This is a genomic window from Leifsonia sp. 10L418 (assembly GCF_056395445.1).
Map to the genome: position 1 here is coordinate 204707 of NZ_JBFTJN010000006.1, position 21702 is coordinate 226408.

18 protein-coding genes and 1 riboswitch are annotated in these 21702 nt (G+C 65.5%); of the genes, 6 read left to right on the forward strand and 12 right to left on the reverse strand.

Annotated features, from left to right (window positions below; translation table 11 throughout):
* Nucleotides 1-104 precede the first annotated feature (104 nt).
* On the forward strand, nucleotides 105-1673 hold the full coding sequence (locus AC1DCF_RS13660; RefSeq protein ID WP_477211478.1) for a molybdopterin-dependent oxidoreductase: 1569 nt from the start codon (nucleotides 105-107) through the stop codon (nucleotides 1671-1673).
* An 11-nt stretch (nucleotides 1674-1684) separates the two neighbouring features.
* Here the strand turns inward: AC1DCF_RS13660 and AC1DCF_RS13665 are convergent, their stop codons facing one another.
* A complete protein-coding gene (locus tag AC1DCF_RS13665; RefSeq protein WP_477211479.1) occupies nucleotides 1685-3694 on the reverse strand; it encodes an ABC transporter ATP-binding protein in 2010 nt (669 codons plus the stop codon).
* 212 nt (nucleotides 3695-3906) lie between these two features.
* Nucleotides 3907-5277, reverse strand: coding sequence for an MFS transporter (locus AC1DCF_RS13670; protein ID WP_477211480.1), 1371 nt, complete (start codon nucleotides 5275-5277; stop codon nucleotides 3907-3909).
* Nucleotides 5278-5472: 195 nt separating this feature from the next.
* Between AC1DCF_RS13670 and AC1DCF_RS13675 the strand changes: the two genes are divergently transcribed.
* Nucleotides 5473-5922 (forward strand): DUF2269 family protein, encoded by a 450-nt coding sequence (locus tag AC1DCF_RS13675; protein WP_477211481.1) that lies wholly within the window; start codon nucleotides 5473-5475, stop codon nucleotides 5920-5922.
* A 135-nt stretch (nucleotides 5923-6057) separates the two neighbouring features.
* On the opposite strand, the gene ribH is transcribed toward AC1DCF_RS13675, so the two are convergent.
* From ribH to AC1DCF_RS13700, 5 genes are all read right to left on the reverse strand, one after another.
* Nucleotides 6058-6528, reverse strand: coding sequence for a 6,7-dimethyl-8-ribityllumazine synthase (gene ribH / locus AC1DCF_RS13680; protein WP_477211482.1), 471 nt, complete (start codon nucleotides 6526-6528; stop codon nucleotides 6058-6060).
* A complete protein-coding gene (ribA, locus tag AC1DCF_RS13685) occupies nucleotides 6525-7784 on the reverse strand; it encodes a GTP cyclohydrolase II (RefSeq protein WP_477211483.1) in 1260 nt (419 codons plus the stop codon). The genes ribH and ribA overlap by 4 nt, the downstream gene beginning before the upstream one ends.
* On the reverse strand, nucleotides 7781-8470 hold the full coding sequence (locus tag AC1DCF_RS13690) for a riboflavin synthase (RefSeq protein WP_477211484.1): 690 nt from the start codon (nucleotides 8468-8470) through the stop codon (nucleotides 7781-7783). Before AC1DCF_RS13690 ends, ribA begins: the two co-directional genes overlap by 4 nt.
* Before the next feature lies 1 nt (nucleotide 8471).
* A complete protein-coding gene (gene ribD, locus AC1DCF_RS13695) occupies nucleotides 8472-9542 on the reverse strand; it encodes a bifunctional diaminohydroxyphosphoribosylaminopyrimidine deaminase/5-amino-6-(5-phosphoribosylamino)uracil reductase RibD (protein ID WP_477211485.1) in 1071 nt (356 codons plus the stop codon).
* Nucleotides 9543-9634: 92 nt separating this feature from the next.
* Nucleotides 9635-9781: riboswitch (FMN riboswitch) on the reverse strand.
* A 69-nt stretch (nucleotides 9782-9850) separates the two neighbouring features.
* A complete protein-coding gene (locus tag AC1DCF_RS13700; RefSeq protein WP_441791753.1) occupies nucleotides 9851-10822 on the reverse strand; it encodes a sugar-binding transcriptional regulator in 972 nt (323 codons plus the stop codon).
* Nucleotides 10823-10938: 116 nt separating this feature from the next.
* Here AC1DCF_RS13700 and AC1DCF_RS13705 point away from each other — a divergent pair, with 116 nt between their 5' ends.
* From AC1DCF_RS13705 to AC1DCF_RS13720, 4 genes are all read left to right on the forward strand, one after another.
* Nucleotides 10939-12672, forward strand: coding sequence for a glycerol-3-phosphate dehydrogenase/oxidase (locus AC1DCF_RS13705; RefSeq protein WP_477211486.1), 1734 nt, complete (start codon nucleotides 10939-10941; stop codon nucleotides 12670-12672).
* 242 nt (nucleotides 12673-12914) lie between these two features.
* The gene (locus AC1DCF_RS13710) at nucleotides 12915-13685 is read left to right on the forward strand and encodes an MIP/aquaporin family protein (RefSeq protein ID WP_477211487.1); all 771 of its coding nucleotides are present in this window, start codon (nucleotides 12915-12917) and stop codon (nucleotides 13683-13685) included.
* An 83-nt stretch (nucleotides 13686-13768) separates the two neighbouring features.
* Nucleotides 13769-15283 (forward strand): glycerol kinase GlpK, encoded by a 1515-nt coding sequence (glpK, locus tag AC1DCF_RS13715; protein ID WP_477211488.1) that lies wholly within the window; start codon nucleotides 13769-13771, stop codon nucleotides 15281-15283.
* Nucleotides 15284-16050: 767 nt separating this feature from the next.
* Complete coding sequence (locus AC1DCF_RS13720) at nucleotides 16051-16611, forward strand: hypothetical protein (RefSeq protein WP_477211489.1); 561 nt, start codon at nucleotides 16051-16053, stop codon at nucleotides 16609-16611.
* Nucleotides 16612-16727: 116 nt separating this feature from the next.
* Here AC1DCF_RS13720 and AC1DCF_RS13725 read toward each other — a convergent pair whose 3' ends face one another.
* Genes AC1DCF_RS13725 through AC1DCF_RS13745 form a run of 5 tightly spaced genes read right to left on the reverse strand, consistent with a single transcriptional unit; the run spans nucleotide 16728 to nucleotide 21233 of the window.
* A complete protein-coding gene (locus tag AC1DCF_RS13725; RefSeq protein WP_477211490.1) occupies nucleotides 16728-17675 on the reverse strand; it encodes an HAD family hydrolase in 948 nt (315 codons plus the stop codon).
* Entirely contained in the window at nucleotides 17672-18241 is a 570-nt protein-coding gene (locus AC1DCF_RS13730) for a GNAT family N-acetyltransferase (RefSeq protein ID WP_441791759.1), read from the reverse strand. The genes AC1DCF_RS13725 and AC1DCF_RS13730 overlap by 4 nt, the downstream gene beginning before the upstream one ends.
* A gap of 2 nt (nucleotides 18242-18243) precedes the next feature.
* Nucleotides 18244-19248 carry a tryptophan--tRNA ligase gene (gene trpS / locus AC1DCF_RS13735; protein ID WP_477211491.1) on the reverse strand — a complete coding sequence of 335 codons (1005 nt, stop codon included), beginning with the start codon at nucleotides 19246-19248 and terminating at the stop codon, nucleotides 18244-18246.
* A 53-nt stretch (nucleotides 19249-19301) separates the two neighbouring features.
* Nucleotides 19302-20135 carry an exodeoxyribonuclease III gene (locus AC1DCF_RS13740; RefSeq protein WP_477211492.1) on the reverse strand — a complete coding sequence of 278 codons (834 nt, stop codon included), beginning with the start codon at nucleotides 20133-20135 and terminating at the stop codon, nucleotides 19302-19304.
* A 9-nt stretch (nucleotides 20136-20144) separates the two neighbouring features.
* Nucleotides 20145-21233, reverse strand: coding sequence for a YihY/virulence factor BrkB family protein (locus AC1DCF_RS13745; RefSeq protein ID WP_477211493.1), 1089 nt, complete (start codon nucleotides 21231-21233; stop codon nucleotides 20145-20147).
* Between the last annotated feature and the right edge of the window lie 469 nt (nucleotides 21234-21702).

Here is a 21702-nt window from a genome sequence, read left to right on the forward strand (position 1 = left end):
TTTTGCTCGTGCGAAGAGCGCGCAACGAGCACAAGCTGGCACCTCACCGCGGTGGCTCGGTGACAGCCCGGTCGCGCCGATACCCGGGGGCGTAGTCTGGTGCCGTGTCCTCAACGCGAGTGCATGTGAACAAGTGGCGCTGGCTGGCCGCGGCCTGCGGGCTTCTCAGCGCGGTCGTCACCCTTGCCCTCGCTGAATTCGCGTCTCTGTTCGTCGCCCCGGCCAGTAGCCCGCTCTTTGCAGTCGGCGGCTGGATCGTCGACCTGTCGCCGCCCGGTTTCAAGACGTGGATCATCAGTCTGTTTGGCACGTCCGACAAACTCGTGTTGTTCATCTGCCTCGGGGTGTTCCTGCTCGTGCTCGCTTTGTTCACCGGGGTGGCCGAGTTCGAGAGGCCGCCGGTGGGGACGATTGTGCTGGTGGCCGTGGCAGCGATTGCGGCGCTGGCGGTCGTGACCCGGCCGTCGGCATCCATCGTCTGGGCGCTGCCAACGGCCCTCGGTGCAGCGGTCGGCATCTGGGTGCTGCGGCAGTCGATCGCCCGACTGCGACGGTGGCGAGGAAGCCAGGGGGAGGGAGAGCGGGCGTCCGCGGCAGCAGGCGTTGATCGGCGGTCGTTTCTCACGTTCGCCGGGCTGGGCGCCGTTGCCGCCCTGATCGTGGGTGTCGGCTCCCAGTTGAGCAACGCCGCGAATTCCGCGGTGAGCGGGGTGCGCGAGGCCCTGCGCCTGCCGAAACCTGCGGTCGCTGCTCCGTCGGTTCCAGCGGGTGCCGAACTCGACGTGCCGGGGCTGGCGACGTATGTCACGCCCAATGGCCAGTTCTACCGCATCGACACGGCATTGCAGGTACCTGCGGTGAACCCCAACGACTGGAAGCTGCGCGTGGTGGGGATGGTCGATCGCGAAGTAACGCTGAGCTTCGCCGACCTGCTCGCGCTGCCACTGACCGAGCACATGGTGACCCTGGCCTGCGTCTCGAACGAGGTGGGCGGCGATCTGATCGGCAACGCGGCCTGGCTCGGCTATCCGATCCACGAGATTCTGAAGCGCGCCGGGCCGTCCGGCGGCGCCGACATGGTGCTCTCCCGGAGCGCGGACGGCTGGACAGCCGGCTCACCCCTCGACGTGCTTCTCGATCCGGGCACGGATGCCCTGCTGGCTGTCGGGATGAACGGCAAGCCGCTGCCGCTGGAGCACGGATTCCCGGTGCGTATGGTCGTACCGGGACTCTACGGATACGTGTCGGCGACCAAATGGGTCGTGGAGCTGAAGGTGACTCGATTCGCCGACGAGACCGGGTACTGGACCGACAAGGGCTGGTCGGCCCGCGGTCCGATCAAGACCCAATCACGGATCGACACGCCCCGAAGCGGTGCCGCCCTGTCTGCGGGCCGCACGGCCGTCGCGGGAGTCGCGTGGGCCCAGCACACCGGCATCGACCGAGTCGAGGTGCGCGTCGACGGTGGCAGCTGGCAGCCGGCACGGTTGGCCGATTCGGTCTCCGCCGACACGTGGCGGCAATGGGTGCTCGACTGGGACGCATCCGTCGGCGACCACACGATCGAGGTGCGGGCGACCGACGCCTCCGGCTCTACCCAGACCAGCGCGGAAGCGCCGCCCGCCCCCGATGGGGCGACCGGCTGGCACCGAATCAGCGTCAGCGTCACCTGAGCCCCGCGCGATTAGACCAGCAGCTGGTGCTTCGCCAGATCGCGGTAGAGCGGCGTCGACGCGACGAGCTCGGAGTGGGTGCCGGTTCCGACGACCTGGCCGTGGTCGAGCACCACGATCTGGTCGGAGTCGACAACTGTGGAGAGGCGGTGCGCGATCACGATGAGCGTACGATCTGCCGCGACGGCGTCGATCGCCTCGCGCATCTTCTGCTCGTTGACGCCGTCGAGGCTCGACGTCGATTCGTCGAGCAGCAGGATGGGCGGGGCCGCCAGCAGCGCCCGCGCGATGGCGAGACGCTGACGCTCGCCGCCGGAGAGCATGACACCGTCTTCGCCGACGGCGGCGCCGAGTCCGGCCGGGTCGCGCTCGAGCACCTCGGTGAGGTTGACGGCGTGCAGCACGGCGATGCATTCCTCGTCGGTGGCATCCGGAGTGGCCAGCGTCAGGTTATCGCGGATGGTGCCGGCCAGCACCGGCGCATCCTGCTCGACGTAGCCGATCTGCGAGCGCAGCGCGGTGCGATCGAGCGAACGGATGTCCAGGCCGCCGAGCTTCACGACGCCGCCGGTCGGGTCATAGAAACGTTCGATCAGCGCGAGAATCGTGCTTTTGCCCGCGCCCGACGGGCCGACGAGGGCGGTGCGGAGCCCGCGCGGCGCACTGAACGAGACTCCGTGCAGCACGGGCTCACGGGAGGCGGACGCCTCGGCTGCTTCAGCCGCCACTGTGGCTGCGGCAGCCTTCGCTTCCGGAGAGGACCGCTTCGTCACCTCGGCCTCGGCATCGACCGAGGCGACGGCCGCGGCATAGCCGAAGTGCACATCCTCGAATTCGATCGCCGCAGATTCGGGGTTCACCAATTCGTTGGCCGCTCCGACGGTGATCGCAAGCGGAGCGATGTCGCGGTCGAACTGGTCTTCCGACGGCAGAGCGATGATCTCTTCAATGCGGCCGAGTGCGCCGAGCGCCGAGTTCACGGAGGTGAGGGCGCCAAAGGCGGTGCCGAGCGGCATGATCATCATGAACAAGAAGAGAATGAACGCAACCAGGTCGGCGACGGTGATCGCTCCGCTGGCGACGCGGAAGCCACCGACCCCGAGCACGACGAGGAGCGACACCTGCATGGCGATCCCGGCGATCGGAACAACGAGAGCCGAGATCTTCGCGACCTTGATGCCCATTCGCCAGGCGCCTTCGGCATCCTTTTCGACGATCGCGATCTCGCGCTCTGTCGCGTTGGCGGCGCGCACGGTGCGCACGGCGCTGATCGCGCGCTCGACGCTGGCGGCCAGGTCGCCGACCTTGGCCTGAGCCGCGTGGCTGGCCGTTCGGATGCGCTGCGACAGCAGGGTCACGGCCACGATGGAGACGGCGATCACGAGCGCGGTGAGTCCGAGCATCACCGGGTCGATGATGAGCATGGCGATGAGGGCGCCCACAAAGGTGAGCGCGCCGCCGACCGAGTCGACGAGTCCCTGGGTGAGCACGGCGCGCAGCAGCGTCGTGTCTGACCCGACACGGGAGACCAGATCACCGGTGCGACGCGTGTCGAACTCCGAAATCGGCAGGTGCAGCATCCGTGCGACAAGTCGGCGGCGGCTGGACAGCACGACCCCCTCGCCGGTGCGCTGGAGCAGGTAGTGCTGATAACCACTGATCACGCCGGAGATGACCACCAGGGCGATGAGCGCCCAGACCAGCGAGCCGAGCGTATGTCCCGCCTGCACCACCTCGATGACCTGGCTGACCAGAATCGGCTGGGCGAGGCTCGCGGCCGCCCCGATCACGCTCAAAACGATGACCACGCTGAGCACCTTCTTGTGCTCGAGCAGGTAGGGCAGCAGCTGCTTGAAGCTGGCGCGCGGGCCGACTTGTTCGGCTCCGCGGCGTCCGAACCGTGAACGCCCGGAGGGGCGCTGTGCGGCGGGCTTGGCGCGGGTGGAGGGTCCGGCGGATGACCCGACGGATGCCTCAGCGGTGGGAGTTGACGTACGTGACGAACTGGTGGAGGTGCTCACTAAACGAGCTTAACCGCTGTGACGCGGGCGTAGGTTCGCCTCCGGGCGTCCCGTGGTCGGCCCGGGCGCGCGGTATCCCCGCTGGCGCGCGTAAGAAACCGCGCCTGGCGGGTGAGCGCACGCCAAAGAACGCCACACCAGGGGCATAAGACAGAAGGCCGCGCCAGCATCCGATGACGGATGCGCGGCGCGGCCTTCACGAACTCGCCGAACTAGCGGTCGATGTCGATGTCTTTCGTTTCCTTGCTCAGCAGCAACGCCACGAGGGTGATCGCGCCCATGATCGCGAGATAGACGCCGACCAAGAACGGGCTGCCGTCGCCGAGGGTCCAGAGCCAGACGGCTATGAACGGTGCGACTGCCGCGCCGAGGATCGAGCTGACGTTGTACGAGATGCCGGAACCCGTGTAGCGCACATTGGTCGGGAACAGTTCGGGCAGCAATGCGCCCATCGGCCCGAACGTCATGCCCATCAGGCTGAAGCCGATGACCAGCCACAGCATCACGCCGGCGAACCCGGCTCCGAGCAACGGAACCCAGATCAGACCGAACACGATGATTCCGGTGGTGACCCAGATCAGCGTCTTGCGACGGCCGAACTTGTCGGCCCACGGACCCGACAGCCAGGTGAACGCACCGAAGAACAGCACGCCGGCGATGAGCATCAGGACGAAGGTGGTGTAGCTGTAGCCGAGGCCCGGCAGCACTCCCGGCTCGGTGGGGCTCTCGGGAGCGCGGCCATAGCTGAGCGAGAACGTGGTCATCAGGTAGAAGAGCACGTAGGTGGCGAGCATGAAGAAGGTGCCCAGGATGAGCTGGCGCCAGTGCAGCTTGAACACGATCGCGAGCGGCATCTTGACGAGCTTGCCGGCCGACGCCGTCTTCGTGAACGCGTCGCTCTCGACCAGGCGCAGACGCACCCAGAGGCCCACGATGACCATGACGGCGGAGAACAGGAACGGGATGCGCCAGCCCCAGTCGAGGAAGGCGTCGGAGGGGCGGGTGGGGTCATCGGACGGAAGAATCGCCGCGATGATCAGGAACAGCCCATTGGCGATGATGAAGCCGATCGGCGCACCCAATTGCGGGTAGGTACCGAATCGGGCACGCTTGCCGGCCGGGGCGTTCTCGGTCGCCACAAGGGCGGCGCCACTCCACTCACCGCCGAGCGCGAAGCCCTGCGCCAGACGCAGCAGTACGAGAAGCAGCGGTGCGAACCAGCCGATCAGCGCGTAGGTCGGCAGCAGGCCGATCAGGAAGGTTGCGATTCCCATGGTGAGCAACGCGGCAACGAGCGTGGTCTTGCGGCCGACCCGGTCGCCGAGATGGCCGAAGAAGACTGCGCCGAGCGGGCGCGCGACCATGGCCGCGCCGAAGACGGCGAACGACGCGAGCAGCGCCGTTGTCGGGTTTCCGGTCGGAAAGAAGAGGTGCGGAAAGACGAGAACCGCCGCGGTGGCATAGACGTAGAAGTCGTAGAACTCGATCGTCGTGCCGATGAGGCTGGCGAGAATGACACGGCTACGTGGATTCGCCGGCGTCGCCGGCGCGGCCAGTGGGGCGGATGCTGTGGATGATGACATGAAAGTGCGGCGCTTTCGATCAGGCGGAAATCGGCCACACCGGTGTACGCCGTTCAGGCGGAAAGGTCAGCGGTCGGCTCGGCAGAAATGGGGCTGGCAGCTTATGGCGTCCATGAACTAGCCTATGCCCCCACATCGGGGGAGACGGCGCGCGCCTCCTGTCTGCGGCGTTGACTCCTCGCTAGTGTGGGCACTATGGAAACTGTCATGAGCATCCTGCACGTTGTCGGAGCTGTCTTTATTGTCGGCCCGATGGCCATTCTCCCCATGAGCGCCATGCGCGCCGTTCGTGCCGGCAACGCCGGCCAGGTCGCCATGCTGGCGAAGTCCACCAACCTGTTCAGCTGGCTGTCGCTGCTGGTGGTTGTCTTCGGGTTCGGGGTCATGGGTATGGCCGACGAGAAGTTCAACCTCTCGATCACCACCCCGTGGATTCTCTGGTCGATCATTCTCTACGTCGTGGCGCTCGCCCTCAGCGTGTTCCTCGTCGTTCCGACGATGCGCAAGGCCGCCGAAGCAATCGAGGCCACCCCGAGTGCGGATGCCTCGGCCGGTCGCGCCAGCTACCCGGCCATCGCCGCCGGCAGCGGCGTTGCGACGCTGCTTCTCGTCGCCGTCGTCGTGCTGATGGTCTGGAAGCCGTAACCAAACAGACTCGGTGGTCGAGGGCGAGCGAGCGAAGCGAGCCCGTGTCTCGAGACCAAGCGAGCCGATCTCCACACGCAACCCGCGTTCGGAGATCGGCTCGTTCTGCTCTAAGCGACGATCGCGCGAGGGCGACTACCCGCGCAACCCCGCCAACACCCGCGCGGTCTCCAACGCAGCCGTTGCCGCCTCCTCGCCCTTGTCTTCCTTCGACCCGGGCAGACCGGCACGGTCGAGCCCCTGCTGCTCATCGTCGAGGGTGAGCAACCCGAAGCCGACGGGCTTGCCGGTGTCCAGCGCCACTCGGGTGAGGCCATCCGTCGCCGCAGCCGACACGTACTCGAAGTGCGGTGTTCCGCCGCGGATGATCACGCCGAGTGCGACCACCGCGTCGGCGCCGTTCTCGAGCGCGGCCTTGCAGACGACGGGCAGTTCGAAACTGCCCGGCACGCGCACGAGCGAGTAGCTGGCACCGGAGGCCTCGAGCACCCGGCTCGCCCCGGCGATCAACCCGTCGCTGATCACGTCGTGCCACTGGCCGGCGACGATGACGATGGTGAGGCCTGAGCCGTCAACCTCGATGGTGGGGGAGCCTGCTCCGCTCATGATGCGTTTCCCTTCAAAACTTCTGCTGCGATGTCGTGACCCATCCGGTCACGTTTGACGTTGAGGTAGCCCTCGTTGTGCGAGTCGACGCCGACGATCAGGGGGACCCGCTCGGCGATCTCAATGCCGTGGGCTTCGAGCTGGCGCACCTTCTCGGGGTTGTTGGTGAGCAGCCGAATCGAGGAGATGCCCATCTGGTGCAGGATGGCCGTCGCCGCGGTGTAGTCGCGGGCGTCGATCGGCAGGCCGAGGGCGACGTTCGCGTCGAGGGTGTCGAGGCCCTCCTCCTGCAGCTTGTAGGCACGCAGCTTGTTGATCAGGCCGATGCCGCGACCCTCATGCCCACGCAGGTAGATCACGATCCCGCCCTCGGCCTCAATCGTGTCGAGCGCGGCATCGAGCTGCGGCCCGCACTCGCATTTCAGTGACCCGAACGCTTCACCGGTCAGACACTCGGAATGCACCCGTACGAGAGCGCCGTCGACGGGAGTCCCGGAGACGAGGGCGACATGGTCGGCGCCGGTCATCCGGTCCCGGTAGGCACGAATCTTGACCGACCCGTGAGTCGTCGGCACTGTCGTCTCGACCTCGAAATCGACCCGGGGTGATTCTTCGATCGGCGTTGCCGCTTCGAGCGGAGTGTCGCAGTGGAACTCCTGCAGGTAGTCGATCAGGGCGGCGATCGTGATCACCGGGAGGTTCTCCCGCTCACCCATTTCGAGCAGACCGGGCAGGCGCATCATCTCGCCGTCGTCGGCGACGATCTCGCAGATCGCGCCGACCGGGCTGAGCCCGGCGAGCTTCATCAGATCGACCGCAGCCTCGGTGTGACCGTTGCGTTCGCGCACACCGCCGTCGACGGCGCGGAGCGGAAGGATGTGACCGGGCCGGTGCAGGCTGGCCGGCGTCGACGTGGGGTCGGCCAAGACGCGCAGCGTGTGCGCGCGGTCGGAGGCGCTGATCCCGGTGCTGGTGCGATCGGCGGCGTCGACGCTGATCGTGTAATTGGTGCCGCGGGCATCCTCGTTGGCGGTGACCATCTCCGGCAGTGCGAGCTTGTCGGCGAGCTCGTTCGTCAGCGGCGCGCAGATGAATCCGGAGGTGACCCGCACCATCCAGGCCAGCCACTCCTGCGTGGCGAGCTCGGCCGAGATGATTACGTCACCTTCGTTCTCACGACCTTCGTCGTCGGCGACGATGATCGGCTTTCCGAGCCGCAGCGCGGCAATGGCGGTGGGAATGTCGGAGAGACTCATGATGCGTTCCTTGCTTCTTTCTGCGTGGAGGGCGTGGCTGACGGGGACGGCGCTGAGGAGAGCGTCGGGGCGAGCGCGGGAGAGGAGAGCGACAGGATGCGCTCGACATGTCGGGCGACGATATCGGTTTCAATATTGACCTGGTCTCCGACCACGCGCTCGCCGAGAGTGGTCGCGGTGAGGGTTTCAGGAATCAACGACACCTCGAACCACTGGTCGGACTCCGCGGCGTCGCTGATGTTGCTCACCGTCAGCGACACCCCGTCGACGGCGATCGAGCCCTTGTCGACGACGAGTCGGGCCAGAGCCGGGTCGAGGCTGAATCGCAATACTCGCCAGGCCTCACCCGGAGTGACGGCGAGCAACGTGCTCGTGCCGTCGATGTGTCCCTGCACGATGTGTCCGCCGAGGCGGTCGCCGACCAGGGCGGCCCGTTCGAGGTTCACCGCCGAACCGACGACCGCGGCGTCAAGGGTCGACATGCGCAGGGTTTGTTCCATCACATCGGCGGTGAAGCTGTCGGGCGTTTGATCGACGACGGTGAGGCAGACGCCGCTGACCGCGATCGAGTCGCCGTGCCCGGCGCCGGTGACGGCGAGGGGGCCGCGGATGGTCAGCCGCACCGCGTCGGCGCTGCGTTCCACCCGTTCAATGCGACCGAGTTCCTCGATGATTCCGGTGAACATGTCAGTTCCTATTCTCTGGTCTGGCTGATTCTGGTCTGGCTGATTCTGGCCTGGATGATTTTGGACTGGCAACGACGAGAAGGTCGTCGCCGAGGCGTTCAATACTGTCGATGGCGAGGCGGTGCTGCTGGGAGATGCTGCCGACGCCGATGTCGCCGAGGGCGGTGCGGCCGCCACCGAGCAGGGTCGGCGCGAGATAGATGAGGTAGCGGTCGACGAGGCCGGCAGCTTCGAACGCACTGGCCAGCGTCGGGCCGCCCTCGACGAAGGCGTGCCGGATGCCGCGCGCATGCAGGTCGCGCACGACCGCATTCAGATCAATGGTCGGGAAGAATAGCGGCGCACGCGGGTGGCGGTGAAGCGCCGCGCTGTTCGGAACGGGGCGTGTGCCGATCACGACGGGAACCGGCTGCTCGCTCAGCAACTGGCCGGCGGCATCCCGAGCGGTCAACGACGGGTCGTCGGCGAGGACAGTGCCCGTTCCGACGATGATTGCGTCGGACGCGGCACGGCGGCGATGAACGTCGGCTCGGGCTTCCGGCCCGGTGATCCACTGGCTGCTGCCGTCGTCGGCCGCGGCCCGTCCGTCGAGACTCGATGCCCATTTCAATGTGATGACCGGGCGACCCAGCCGTGCGGCCGCCAGCCAGTCCGCGATCAACGCGGTCGCGTCATCCGCGAGGAGACCGGCCTGCACGTCGACGCCGGCAGCGCGCAACCGCTCGGCGCCGCCGGCCGAGGCGTCACCCGGATCGGACACGGCGTAGACGACACGGGCGATGCCGGCGTCAATGAGTGCTTGGGCGCAGGGGCCGGTGCGACCGGTGTGGTTGCAGGGTTCGAGAGTGACGACAGCGGTCGCGCCGTGGGCGGCGCCGGGGGAGAGCCTCGAGAGCGCGTCGACCTCGGCGTGTGCTGTGCCGGCGCCGCGGTGCCAGCCTTCGGCAATCTGCTGCCCGTCGTCATCGAGGATGACACAGCCGACCTGAGGGTTCACACCTCGAGCCGGGCCTTGGGCCGCCAACTCCAGCGCGCGCCGCATCGCAGCTTCGAGATCGGACTGCTCCGCCATATCGCCCTCATTCGTTTCGGTAACGAATCTCCGGGGGATTTTGGGCGTCGAGCGTTGACGAAACCCGTCGACAGGTCGCAGGGACCTCTCGACTCGTGCGCCTCCCATCCGGACTTTAACCGTCGGTACTGGAATTTCACCAGCTCAACCGTGTCACTTGTCCAGCTTGCACTGATCAGATGACGCGGCTCGCGGACTTTCACCGCCGGTTCGGATTCACACCGACCCCGGAGCACGTTTCTTATCTTCAGTTATAGCTCAACGCGGCGGCGCGCGGAGTATTCCCGCGTCACGGAAAGCGGTGTTCCCTAGCCGGAGACGAGCGCGCGCGCGGTTCCCTCGTCGACGAAGAGGTCGGTGATCAGATTGGCGGCCAAGGCGCCACGCAGGCTTTCGAGTTTGGAGATGCCCGACACGACGCAGATGCGGCGCGGGGTGCGTCGCAAGACGTCGAAGTCGAGTCCGCTGCTGCGATCGTTGAGCGGAATTCCGTCGGAGCTCCCGTCGGCACGGAAGAACACCGTCGCCACGTCACCCACCACGCCAGAGGCGCTGAGAGATTCGTAGTCTTTCTGGTCGAGGTAGCCGCCCGCATAGACGTGGCTCGGCACTTCGGAGAACGTCGAACCGAGTCCGAACAATGCGACATCCATATGTGCCTGAATTTCGAGAAGACGGCTCACGGTGCGCTCGCGCCAGAGGGCGTTCTTGGTCGCCGGGTCATCGAAGAAGGCGGGAACCGGAAACTGCTGGACATGAGCGCCGAACGCATCGCCGAATCGGCGCAGAATCTCGCTCGCGTAGCCGATGCCCGTCGTGCGCATATTTCCGGCTCCGTTCAACTGCACGATCTGCGAGTTGTGGGTCTGTTTCGGGGTCAGGTGCCGGCTGATGGCGCTGACCGTCGACCCCCAGGCGACGCCCATCGTCATGTTCGAGTCGAAATACTGACCGAGAATTCGTGCAACCGAGAGGGCGACTCTCTCCAATCTGTCGACGTCGCTGACGTGATCCGGCACGGGGACGACGTGGGCGGCGACTTGAAAACGATCGAGGATCGTCTTCTCCAACCGACTCGGCGCATCGAGGGGGGAGTGGATCTGGATGTCCACCAAACCACTGGCCCGAGCATGGCTGAGAAGGCGCGAAATCGAGGATCGCGAGGTGTGGAGCTCCCGGGCGATGGCATCCATCGTCAGGTCCTGCATGTAGTAAAGATGTGCGGCAGTGAGCGCATCGCGGGTGCGATCCGACTGCATCTCATCGTCTGTCTGGCCCATTTCGGCTCCTTGCACGTATGTTCACCCAGCTTGACCGTTTGTGACGGATTGTTCAAGCTGTATTTATACACACGGCTCGCCCCGCTGCAAGCCGACACGACAGTAGAGGTGAGTCCGTGAAGTCTTCAAACGTCACGCCAAGGTCAATTACAACGTCAGCTCTCACGGAGCGCCCGAATGCCCAGGTGCTCGTCATCGGCGCCGGGATCAACGGGATCGCGACATTCCGCGACCTGGCCCTCCAGGGCGTCGACGTGACGATCGTCGACCGCGGCGACTACGTGTCCGGCGCATCGGCCGCGTCGTCGCACATGATTCACGGCGGCATCCGCTACCTCGAAAACGGCGAGTTCCGCCTGGTCAAGGAGTCGGTGGAAGAACGCAACTCTCTGATCAAGATCGCCCCGCACTACGTCAAGCCGTTGAAGACCACGGTGCCGATCTTCTCGACCTTCTCTGGCGTGCTGTCTGCGCCCTTGCGCTTTCTCACCCACAAGCAGGGCAAGCCGCAGGAGCGCGGGGCGCTGCTGATCAAGCTCGGCCTCGGTCTCTACGACTCCTTCTCGCGCGATGGTGGGAGTGTGCCGCGTCACGAGTTCCGGGGTGCGAAGGAGTCGCTGCGCCAGCTTCCCGAGTTGAACCCGTCCCTCAAGTACACGGCCACCTACTACGACGCATCGATGCACGATCCCGAGCGTCTGGCGCTCGACGTGCTGCGCGACGGTCTTGACGCGGGCCCGCACGCCCGCGCGGCCAACTACGTCGAGGCAGTCGGTATGGACGCCGACGGCGTGCGCCTGCGCGACACCGTCACCGGCGAGGAGTTCAGCTTCGCCGCCGACGTGGTGGTGAACACGAGCGGCCCCTGGACCGACCTCACCAACCAGGCGCTCGGCGAGGCCAGCGCGTTCATGGGCGGCACCAAGGGCTCGCACATCGTGCTCGACAACCCGGCACTGCTCGCCGCGACCGGCGGCCGCGAGATCTTCTTCGAGCACAGCGACGGACGTATCGTGCTGATCTACCCGCTCAAGGGGCGCGTGCTGGTCGGAACCACCGATCTCGAGCACGACATGACCCAGCCCATCCGCTGCACCGAAGCCGAGGTCGACTACTTCTTCGAACTCGTCGCGCACGTTTTCCCACAGGTGGCCGTCGACCGGTCCGACATCGTCTACCGCTTCTCCGGCGTGCGCCCGTTGCCGCGCCACGACGACGAGGCCCCGGGGTTCGTCTCCCGCGACTACCGCATCGAGTCCCGTCCGCTCGGCGCTCGCGCCGGCACGCTGCTCAGCCTGGTCGGCGGCAAGTGGACCACGTTCCGCGCCCTCGCCGAGCACCTGAGCGGTGACATCCTGACTCTGCTGAACCTCCCGCGCGTCGTCTCGACCGAAGGCCTCGCCATCGGTGGCGGCAAGGGTTTCCCGACCACGGATGCCGCGCACCAGGTGTGGGTGACCGCACACGGCGACGAGGTGGGTGTGCCTCGCGCCACGACCCTGCTGGCCCGCTACGGCACCCGCGCTTCCGATGTGATCGGGTGGATCGTCGAAGAACCCGACGCGCCGCTGCGCCACAACGCCGACTACTCACGCCGCGAGATCGAGTACTTGGCGGCCACGGAGTCGGTGGTGCACCTGGTCGACGTACTGCTTCGCCGCACGAGCATGGCCTTTGTCGGCGGTCTGAGCCTCGAACTGCTCACCGAGATCGCGGGGCTCGTCGCACCGGTGCTCGGCTGGGATGACGCGCGGTTCAACGCCGAGATCGCTGCGACCGTCGATGAGCTCGCCGACGTCCACGGCGTCGTGCTGGCCCCGCACCGCCAGGAAGCTCTCGCCAGCGCCTAAGCGCGTGCGCCGGAGGCGTCGTGAACGTCTCCGGTGCGTGTCCGGTGCGCCGTCGGTGCACCGTCGGTGCGTGCCCGGTGAGCCTCCTGGGCAGCGCCGGCACGCGTCCTGTGCGCCACTGGTCGCCAAACGTTGCACAAATGTGCACAGAAATCCCCCTATTAGGGTGAGGCGGAGCCGATACGGTTTCACAAGAATCACGAAAGTGTGACTCTTCTCACTCCTAAGGAAAAAAGGTCAAAGTGGACAATCTCGGTGTTGCATTTCTGTCGGAGGTCGTGGGAACCGCCCTCCTCGTGCTGCTCGGCTGTGGCGTCGTCGCCAACGTCGCTCTGGCCAAGACGAAGGGACTCGGCGGCGGGTTCCTCATGGTCACCATCGGATGGGGCTTCGCAGTCTTCACCGGTGTGATCGCCGCCTACAACTCAGGTGCCTACCTGAACCCCGCTGTTGTGCTTGGCGTCATCGCGTCAGGTGCTGACAATTTCGGTGGTGCAGCGCAAGTCCCCATCAACGTGGGCTCGACGCTGGCCTATATCGCAGCCGAATTCGTCGGTGCCATCCTTGGTGCGGTCGTCGTCTGGCTGGCATACAAGCAGCACTTCGACGCAGAGCCGGTAGCGGCAAACAAGCTCGGCGTCTTCTCCACCGGCCCGGCCATCCGTTCCTACGGATGGAACCTCGTCACTGAGATCATCGGCACGTTCGTGCTGGTGTTCGTGGTGATCGCGTTCGGTGGCGGACGTCAGGGCGAGGGCGGACTTGCTGCCCTCGGTGCTCTGCCAGTTGCGCTGCTCGTGCTCGTCATCGGTACCTCAATCGGTGGTCCGACCGGTTACGCCATCAACCCCGCTCGTGACCTTGGCCCGCGTATCGCGCACTTCATCCTGCCGATCAGGGGCAAGGGTTCGTCTGACTGGTCCTACTCGTGGGTTCCGGTTGTCGGCCCCGTCATCGGTGGTTTGATCGCTGGCTGGTCTTCCCTGGTGCTGCTGCCGATCCTCGGCATGTAGGCGCTGGCGCGGGCATCCGCCCGACGCCTGGCTGTCGTCTCGTCTTTTAGTTCCGTACCGCATTCATAACGAAGGAGTTACCTATGGGCGATTACGTCATCGCGATCGATCAGGGCACGACAAGCAGTCGTGCGATCATTTTCGACAAGGCCGGGTCGATCATCTCGACCGGCCAGCTCGAACATGAACAGATCTTTCCGCAGGCCGGTTGGGTTGAACACAACCCGAAGGAGATCTGGGATAACGTTCGCGAGGTCATCGGTCAGGCACTGTCCAAGGCAAATCTGACGCGTCACGACATCGCAACTGTCGGCATCACCAACCAGCGTGAGACTGCGGTTGTCTGGGACAAGAACACCGGTGAGGCTGTCTACAACGCCATCGTCTGGCAGGACACCCGCACGCAGCCGATCGTTGACCGCCTGGCCGCCGACGGCGGCGTCGAGCGCTTCAAGCAGAAGGTCGGCCTGCCCCTGGCCACCTACTTCTCGGGAACCAAGATTGTCTGGATCCTGGAGAACGTCGAGGGTGCCAGGGCGCGGGCGGAAGCCGGCGACCTGCTGTTCGGCACGACCGACTCGTGGGTGCTCTGGAACCTGACCGGCGGCATCGAGGGCGGCGTGCACGTCACCGACGTGACCAACGCGTCCCGCACGATGTTCATGGACTTGGAGACCCTGGAATGGGACGACGAGATCCTCGCCGCGTTTGACGTTCCGAAGTCGATGCTCCCCACCATCAAGAGCTCGTCAGAGGTCTATGGCACGGTGCACGGATCGAGCCTGCTGCGCGAGGTGCCGGTGGCCGGCATCCTGGGCGACCAGCAGGCCGCGACCTTCGGTCAGGCGGCATTCGACCAGGGCGAGGCGAAGAACACCTACGGCACCGGCAACTTCCTGATCTTCAACACGGGTGAGGAGATCATCCACTCGAAGAACGGGTTGCTCACCACGGTCGGCTACAAGCTCGGCGATGCGCCGGTGCACTACGCGCTCGAGGGATCGATCGCCGTCACCGGTTCGCTCGTGCAGTGGTTGCGTGACAACCTCGGCATGATCGGGTCGTCGGAAGAGATCGAGACGCTGGCCGCCTCGGTCGACGACAACGGTGGCGCCTACTTCGTGCCGGCGTTCTCTGGCCTGTTCGCGCCGTACTGGCGTGCGGATGCCCGTGGCGCGCTGGTCGGTCTGACCCGCTACGTGAACAAGGGGCACATCGCCCGTGCCGCCCTCGAGGCGATCGCCTTCCAGACCCGCGAGGTTCTGGATGCCGTGAACGCCGACTCGGGTGTGCCGCTGACGGAGCTCAAGGTTGACGGCGGCGCAACAGCCAACAACCTGTTGCTGCAGTTCCAGGCAGACATCCTGAACGTGCCGGTGGTGCGTCCGGTTGTCGCCGAGACGACGGCGCTCGGTGCGGCCTATGCGGCCGGCCTCGCTGTCGGCTTCTGGAATGGCCTCGACGACCTGCGCGCGAACTGGCAGGAAGACGCCCGCTGGGAGCCCAACATGGATGCTGCCGAGCGCGAGCGTCTGCTGCGCAACTGGAAGAAGGCGGTCACGAAGACGCTGGACTGGGTCGACGAGGACGTGCGCTAACTAGCGCTTGTTCGACTAGTTTCACCTGTTCGACCTGTTCGACCTGTTCGACCTGTTCGACCTGTTCAACTAGTTCGACTTGTTTCGACCTGTTCGACCTCAGAAGCCCGGCCGCCACTCACGTGGTGGTCGGGCTTCTGCGTTCTACTCCTGTGGCGGTGTTGTGTGGCTAACTCCGGTGATCCCGGGAGCATGAGCCGGGCGCTCCCGGACCAGTGCGGCAGTGCTCGATCAGAATGTGGGATTACCGGAGTTACCCACCGATGTCGGTCGGGCGAGTTCTGCACGGATCGACCGGATGAAGCTGTCCCGAGCCATGCCGCAGGCAGACTCTCGGCCATGACCTGGGCCGACTACTTCCATGACAATCAAATCAGAATCGCCGGGAGCGATGCACTCCTCGCAAATGGTGCGACCTGGAGATCGCTGAAGGGTGCCGTCGACAACGGCCTCCTGATCCGAGCGCGTCGCGGACACTATGCACTTCCCGAGATCGACCGGCACAGTCTCGAAGCCGTTCGGCTGGGCGGACGACTTGCCTGCATCTCCGCAGCGGCAGATGCTGGCGTCTTCGCTCTTGATACAACATTCGCGCACGTGCATCTCGCACCGAAGGCATCCCGACTCCGCTCGCCGCACAACAGATTCGAGCGGTTGACAACGGCCAATCGCGATGGCGTTGAGCTTCACTGGGATGTGCTTCTCGATCCGCGGGACGGCACTGAATACCGGGTGGGACTCATCGACGCTCTCGTGCAGATCGTGCGGTGTCAACCACCCGTTTCGCCCTGGCCCCCCTCGACAATGCGCTCCATCTCAAGCTCATCTCGCGCAGCGCGCTTTCGACAATTTTCGCGGCGGTGCCCAGCGAGCTGCATTACCTCCGCGCGCTCATCGATGCGCGGAGCGAGTCGGGTCAAGAATCTGTGTTGCGGTTCATCGTGCGCGCGGCCGGCTACGACTTCGAGATTCAAGTCTCGATCGACGGAGTCGGCCGGGTCGACATGGTGATCGAGGGATGCCTGGTCGTCGAGGCGGATAGTCGCAAGTTCCACGAGGGTTGGGCAGCGCAAGTGCGTGACCGTACCCGCGACTGCGACCTTGCCGCGGCCCAATACATGAGTTATCGAGCGCTCTACCGGGACATCATCTTCAACCCTGAGCGGGTACTCGCAGCGATTGCAGGACTCCTGGCCGCGATCGCAACTACCGCACGATCATCCTCTAGCCGTCAGCACCACGCCAGGCGCGGGCTCCGAACTCGTCATCCGCCGATGTTGGTAACTCCGGGAATCTCCGCGGCTGCGAATATCGAGCCAGATCATTGAGCGGATCTCCTGGACGCGCCGACACGATCCCCGGAGTTAGCCACGGGTACAACAGCTCAAGGAAGCCGCGGGGATTCCGAGGACGACGGTCGGTGGCTTCAGCGCAAGGCGCTTGCTCAGTGTGAGGTCGCTAGGTGGAGAACCGCGGGCAGCTCCGCCAGACCCGTGATCCGAATGACGCCGAGATGAGCGGCCTCTGCGGCATCAGCGTCGGCGATAGCACCAGCACCAGCACCAGCACCAGCACCAGCACCAGCACCAGCACCAGCACCAGCACCAGCACCAGCACCAGCACCAGCACCAACAGAGTCTGCCGCCTCAGCGACCTCGACAGCCGCCCTGTCGGTGGCCTGCGCCGAGGAAACGCCCCGTGCGGTCTGAGCGGCACCTCCGGCGGCCTCCACGCCCTGAGCCGCCTCTGACGCCCCGTGACGGTCGAGCCAGACTCCGGTGAGACCCGCCGCTGCGGCACCGATCGCATCCGTCCGCAGGCGGTCGCCGACATACACAGCGGATGCCGGCGCCACCCCGAAGAGGTCGCAGGCGAGCCGGAAGATGGCCGGGTCGGGCTTCGCCACCCCGACCGACCCGGAGGCGACGACCTGTTCGAACCGCGACTCCAGCCCGGTCACCTGCAATTTGCGTTGCTGAAAAGCGAGATCGCCGTTGGTGATCAGACCGAGGCGCACCCCCGCCTGCTCCAGTGCTTCGAGGCAGGGTATGGCGTCCGAATGCAGGCTCCAGCTGTCCTGATAGTGATCGAAGTAGGCGTCGAACCACGCTCCGGCATCCGATTCGCCCAGCTCGACCCCGTGAGCCGCGGCGAAGTCACGGGCTCGCGCCCGGCGCTGCCCCTGAAAGTCGAGCCGCCCGGCCAGATAGGAGTGGTAGTGCTCCTCCTCGAGCGAGTTCCAGAGTGTGATCGCGGCGGCCGGCTCAGCGGTGCTGAAGACGCCGCCGGTGAGCTGCATATGTCGCACAATTCCTTCGGCCACCGCAGTACGGTGAGCGAAGAGCGTGTCGTCAAGGTCAAACAACACGACGAGCGGCACGGCATCGGTCATGGAACCAGAACCTCCTCGGGCCAACCGTCCTTCGGTGAACGGTCGTCGTCCGCATGCAACCATCCCTGCCACGACATCGGATGCGAGCCGTCACGATAGGCGGCCAGTGACGGGCCCTCACCGGTGAAAGTGAACCCGGCCTTGCGGGCAACCCGTGACGACGGGATGTTGCCGACCAAGCATTCCCAATGAATCGCGTTGACGATTCCCTCGGCGAACGCCCAATCGGCGACGAGCCGCTGGGCCTCTGGAATGAAGCCGTTGCCGCGATGGCGCGCTCCCAGCCAGAAGCCGATTGACCCGCTGGGCACGCGCAGGCAGATGATTCCCATCAGATTCGGCGAGTCCGGTGAGCGCAACGCCCAGGTATATTCCTCGTCGGACTTCCACGCCCCCGGTATATACCGTGAAATGAATGTCTCGGCGTCGGAGGCGTTGTACGGCCAGGGAACGGTGAGGAACCGCTCGAAAACCGGGTCCTGACAGAACTCGAACATGAGAGTGGCGTCGGCGAGCACCGGCTGATCGAGAACGAGCAGCGGCGAGCTGAGCGAGACGGGCTGCATCGCTACACCCGCTGCAATAAGCCGACGCGGTCGTAGGCCTTGGCCAGCGTGGCGTCGGCGACGGATGCCGCCCGGTCCGCGTTCTGGGCAAGCAGACGGTCGAGTTCGGCAGGGTCATCGAGCAGTTCGAGCACCCGTGAGCGGATCGGACCGAACGTGCCGGTGACGACCTCGGCGAGGCCCTTCTTGAGGTCGCCGTAACCGCGCCCCGCATACTCGTCTTCCAGCGACTGGATCGACCGGTCAGCCATCACCGAGTAAATCGTGAGCAGGTTGGCGACGCCCGGCTTGTTCTCACGGTCGAACACGATCGCGCCGTCGGCGTCGGTCACCGCGCGCATGATCTTCTTCGCCGTGACCGACGGCTCGTCGAGCATCCAGATGATGCCTGCGTGCGACTCGGCCGACTTCGACATCTTCGCGGTCGGGTTCTGCAGATCGTAGATCTTCGCGGTCTCCTTCTGAATGGAGGCCCCCGGCACCACGAACGTCTCGCCGAAGCGGGCGTTGAACCGGGCCGCGAGGTCGCGGGTCAGCTCGATGTGCTGACGCTGATCCTCACCGACCGGCACGATCTCGGCGTCGTAGAGCAGAATGTCGGCGGCCATCAGCGTCGGGTAGGCGAACAGGCCGACCGTGGTGCCGTCGTGGCCGTGGCGCGCCGACTTGTCCTTGAACTGGGTCATCCGGCCGGCTTCACCGAACCCGGTGATGGTGTTCAGCACCCAGGCCAGCTGCGCGTGTGCCGCAACGTGCGACTGCACGTAGAGCGTCGACTCCGACGGGTCGATTCCGGCAGCGATGTACTGCGCGGCGGTGCGGCGGGTGTTCTCGCGCAGCTGTGTCGGGTCCTGTGCGACAGTGATCGCGTGCAGGTCGACGATCGAGAAGAACGCGTCATGCGTCTGCTGCAGCGCCTTCCAGTTGAGCAGCGCGCCGATGTAGTTGCCGATCTGCAGAGATTCGGCCGAGGGCTGCATGCCTGAGTACAAGCGGGTCTTTGTCATCTGTGATTCTTTCGTGCTCGGCCGCTCGCACTGCGAGCGACGAAAAATGTGGGTTAGAGGGCGTAGTCGACGACGACAGGAGTGTGGTCCGACCATCGCTCGTCGTAGGCTGCGGCTCGATCGACGGCATAGTTCGTGACGGATGCTGCGAGCTCGGGAGTGGCCAGCTGGTAGTCGATGCGCCAGCCCGTGTCGTTGTCGAAGGCCTGACCGCGCCAGGACCACCAGGTGTACGGGCCGTCGACCTCGCCGGCCCACTTGCGTCCGACGTCAACCCAGCCGAGCCCGGCGCCGTCGTTGTACGCGGGGTCGTCTTCGGCGCCCACGATGCGGTCGAAGTAGGCACGTTCCTCGGGCAAGAAGCCGGCGCGCTTGACGTTGCCGCGCCAGTTCTTGATGTCGAGCTTGCGGTGGCCGACGTTCAGGTCGCCGAGGACGACCGCGAGCGGATTGTGTGCAGCGAGTGCCGGCATCCGTTCGACCATGGCGTCAAGAAACTTGTACTTCTCAACCTGCTTGGGGGTGTCGACCTCGCCGGAGTGCACGTAGGTGCTGACCACGGTGACGATCTTTTCGCCGACGGCGTAGTCGGCCTCCAGCCAGCGCCCGGCGCTGTCGAAATCGTCGGCACCGAGTTCGACCCGGTGAATCGTCGCCGTGGACCGGCTCGCGAGTGCCACGCCGGCGCGCCCCTTGGCCGTCGCCGGGTCGTGCAGGATGCTCCACTCGGGTCCGAGCAGCTTCTCGAGGTCTTCGGTCGACGCGCGAACCTCCTGAATGGCCAGGATGTCAACGTCGCGGCCGGCCAGCCAGTCGCCCATTCCCTTGCGGTAGGCGGCGCGCACGCCATTCGTGTTGATCGAGGCAATGCGGAGAGTTGTCGGCATGGCCCAAGTCTATTGCGTGGGCCGTTGCCGCGAACTGGTGCGGGAAACCCGCTGCTCTGCGGCGTGCAGGCGCCGATCGCTCGACCAGACGCGGTACCAGGGTGCCCGATCCCGGGCTTCCCGCGCGTGTCGAAGTTCCACCTCTGCCGCGATCCGCAGCGCTTCCTCCTCGCGCTGTTGCTTCTCTTGGGCCAGGTCGGCCGCGCTGTGTTGCTGCGGGGTCAATCCCGCGTCGCTCATTCCGACGGCGATCCAAGATGCGGCGAGCAAGATGACGGTGCTCACCAGATTGAACCAGATGAGCAGACCGACGATCACCGCGAAGGCGGCGAGCAGCGGGTTGGCCCCGGCCCCACCGAGCAGGGCGCTGCCCAGAATCTTGATCACGCCGAGCGCGCCGGCGCCGAGCAGCGAGCCGGTGATCAGCCGGCCGAACGGGATGTACAGCTCGGAGAGCACCCGGAAGAGCAGGGCGAGGGTGAGGGTGTCGAGGATGAGCACGATGGTCAGCCCGACTCCGCGCGCTGCTGCATTGAACCAAAAGGAATCCTGGGGGATGCCCAGCAACCCGAAGAGGGAGCTGAGCGCCGCGGTGCTTGCGAGGGAGATGACTGCGGAGAGAACCAGGAGAATCCCGAAGAAGAGACCCAGGCCGAGCTCGCGCAGCTTGATCCAGAGAAAGAACGTCGTCAAATGCGGCATCCGAAAGATGGTGCGCACCGCCCGAGCGGTTGTCGACATCCAGCCGAGAACGGTGAAGAGCAATCCAACGAGGGCGATGGCGCCGGTCCAGGAGAGAACGGTGGCACTGTCGAGCGTGGAGGGCTGAATGACACCATCCGGGCCGATCAGATTGGGGATCGACTGGTTGATCAGTGCATAGAGCTCGTTCAAGAGTTCAGGATGGTCGCCGAGCCACAGGCCGGCGATCGAGAAGCCGACCCAAATCGCCGCGAAAACGGCGAACAGCGACTGGTAGGACATGCCGCCCGCCAGGATTCCGCCGCCGCTGACCCCGAAATGCGTGAAGACGCGCACCGGGCGCAGCCCGTTCACCCAGGCAATGATCTTGTTCACCCAGTCAATGATCGCTTTCACAGGATCAGCCTAGCCAGCGAGCACTCGACTGATGCGACGCTCAGTTCTGAAGCGTCAACCGCCCGTTGACAGAGGCCCGGGCGGGCACAGTCTCTCCTGGACGTCGGAGCCCTGGGCGGTCGATCCACGCCCCGGCACGCCCCGCTAGAGAGCGACACGCCCCCAATCCGGGGCACAAATAGTAACTGAGGCTCTCTCACCTCTTGCACCGTGCGTTCTGACCCTGCAAGGATTCACGTGCTGACCCGAACCGAGCCGGCTATCCATAACCCGAATGTGGATGGTTTGAACATGATTTCATCGACGCTGCGGCGATCCCGCGTTTCAGGAGTTCACGCTCCGACGCGGGCGATCCCCAGCTTTGTCGCGTCGATAGCTTTTCTTGCCCTGCTCGGTTGGGGTCAGCACACAGCCTCCTCGGCAGCGGCATTCTCCGGTGCGCCCGCAGCCTCCTCCGAGTTCTGCGCGC